At 70.7% G+C, this 2,652-nt stretch carries 2 protein-coding genes; both read right to left on the reverse strand.

Translation table 11 applies throughout. The annotated features are described in order from the left end of the window. Positions 1 to 921 (reverse strand): hypothetical protein (locus HMPREF1138_RS09195; protein ID WP_009059048.1); only part of this gene is annotated, 921 nt, incomplete at its 3' end. Then, the gene (locus HMPREF1138_RS09200; RefSeq protein ID WP_009059050.1) at positions 918 to 2,258 is read right to left on the reverse strand and encodes a hypothetical protein; all 1,341 of its coding nucleotides are present in this window, start codon (positions 2,256 to 2,258) and stop codon (positions 918 to 920) included. The genes HMPREF1138_RS09195 and HMPREF1138_RS09200, both read right to left, overlap by 4 nt. Positions 2,259 to 2,652: the final 394 nt, after the last annotated feature.

The following is a 2,652-nucleotide window of genomic DNA, read 5'->3' on the forward strand; positions in this document are numbered from 1 at the left end:
GGTCGCGTCGGCCGCCTCGAAGGCGCGCAGGGACGCCCCCGCGCCCGCGACGAGAATCCAGGCGGCACCCAGCGTGAGGGACCACGCGCCGTACTCGGCCGGGCCCTTCATCATCGCCGCGCGAAGGAGCGGAACCCCCACGCCCAGAGCGGCCGCACCCACGACGACGAGGAGACCCACCGACGCCACGCGCATCGACCCGGCCACAGCGCCCGTGCCGGCGACGAGAAGCGCAGCCACCCACATGGGCAGGGCGCTCGTCGCGAAGGACACGGCCCGCGGATCCATGCGCGTGCGCATCGCGGTCGGCCCGAGCGTCACCAGGGTCCCGCCCATCGTCAAGCCCACCCATCCGGCGATACCCGCCAGCGCGTGGGCGACCGTCAGCCGATCGCGGGCCTCGGCCAGCCATGCGGGCGCATCCGCATCGAACATGGCCACCGTGACGAAACCAGCCAGCGTCGCACCGACCACCAGGAAGAACGCCGCCGCGATGTAGTACCGGATGATGACGGCGAAGCGGGAGGCCAGGCGCTCGCGGGAGGCGGTGAGCAGCGCCCACCCGTGCCAGGCCGCGATCGCGCCGACGACGGTCGCGCCCGTGACGGTCGCGTGCCACAAGCCCGACCACATGCCGCCGATGAGCAGCAGCAGGGAGGCGTTGAAGGCTGCGATGCGCACGGTATTGTCGCGCCCGGCGCGTCGGTCGTCTGGCGCCAGGTGGGCGAGCGCCCGCGTGAAGTACCACGACCACTGGAAGATCCCGTTGGACAGGACACCCAGCGTGACGAGGTGGATCATCGTCCACAGGTTCTGCGGGATGAATCCGCGCGCGACGATCGTGACCGCCGCGCACGCCGCCGCCGTGCACATCCAGATCGTGGTCGCGCGGTCGGTGCGGGGAACGCGGGGCTTGGTCATCGGACCTCCCGTCCGCCCGAGGATGCGGGAGCCGCAGGCCTGGCCCCGGCCTCGTCCCCGGGCCCGATCTCGCGCGAGGCCGCGCGCGCCCGGCGAATCGTCACCGTCAGCGTCGTGCCCACGAACAGGAGCATGCCGACGACCCCGAGGGTGCCGCCCAGGCGCCACGGGTAGGCGGCCTCGCGCGCGCCCGCGAGGAGACGGACGAGGAGGGAGAGCTGCAGGAACGCGAAGGGGACCCACATGGCGACGTGGTAGGGGACCTCGCGCCGGGCGACCGCCGGGATGATGACGGGCGCGTGGGCCAGCAGCATGGAGACGACGAAGCCGATTGTGATCGCGTGGACGCCGGCGTCGTAGCCGTATCCGTCGAAGGCGGGCGGTGCGATCACCCACATGAGTGCGGGCACGAGCGCCCACGCGTAGCCGCTCAGCATGCACACGGCCGCCAGGCGCGGAAGGCCCTTCATGCGCACGGTGCCGCGCGCGACGTCGTGCCACGCGGTGTCTGCCATGAGGACACCCAGGCTCAGGCCGATCAGGGGGTAACCGATCGTGGGGGAGTAGAGCGCGACGGTCAGGCCCACCATGAGTGCGGCGCTCTCGGCTGTGATGCGCCGCTCGGTGGAGCCGGACGCGAAGGCGAGGCGTGCGAGCTCGACGCGCTCGCCGATGATCGTGACGATCAGGAACGCCAGCCACCAGGGCACCGCGCGCGGCGTCTCGAGGCCTCGCCACCACAGGAGGATGCCGCCCAGGCCAATGAGAGCGCCCATCAGCTGGATGAGGACCGCGTGGGTGGCCTGTCGGCGCGCCCACACGTAGCAGTAGATGGCCGTCAGCAGCGCCATGCCGAGGGTGATGAGGAAGCCGGGCATCATGCGCTCGGGCGCGAAGCCGCTCAGGTGGGCGGCCAGGTAGCGGGGGATCGGCAGGTTCGAGAGGGTAGTGCGCGCGGCCTCGTTCAGGGAGATGACGACCGCGCTGATGCCGCCCGCGCCGGTCAGCAGAGGGGCGGCGTAGGCCCACGGGCGTCGCCCGTCGGACTGGAGGGCAACCGCGCGCTCCAGGCAGATCGCGGTGCCCAGGAACCCGTAGATCATGAGGAGTCCGTGCACGGTCCCCAGGCTCGTCGAGGCCACGGGTGCCAGGGCCCCGAGGCGCACGAGGGAGGCGTCCAGTCCCGAGAGGAGCGCGACGCCGGCCAGGAGCAGGAAGACGAGGCGCGCCTTGGGGAGGGGCGGGATCGGCGGACTCGTGCGTGTGTTTCTTGACGAGGTCGTGGCGTGCTCGCGTGCTCCGTCGTCGCGGGCGGCAGGGCTGGGGGCCTCGCTCATGTGGGCGCTCCTGGTGTCGGCGGGCGGTGTCGGCGAGCCGACGAGTCGAACTATCACCACGGTAGCGGCCCGCGCCCCATACTTCTACGGGTAATCGCCGTGAAAATGGTCCCCGCGTGCCAACTGGGCCCAGCAGATAGCACGAAACCCCCAACCCACAGGGAAGGGGGTTTGCAGGACGTGACTTCAGCTTGCCGCTCACGAGTGAGCTATTACGAGGCCCTGTTTTGTCGGGTTTCGCGGTCATCATCTAACAGCTCGCGCTGCCAAGTATCCGTTTCAGCCTTTGTCCTACCTGTCAGTATAACCCTCTAGGTGCCCTCACGCCTCGTCGGCTCAGCGCGTTTCCCCTGTGATTGGCGTGGGCTCTAGCGTGACCGTCGGCGGTGGATCC

The organism is Actinomyces sp. ICM58 (assembly GCF_000283035.1).
GTDB lineage: Bacteria > Actinomycetota > Actinomycetes > Actinomycetales > Actinomycetaceae > Pauljensenia.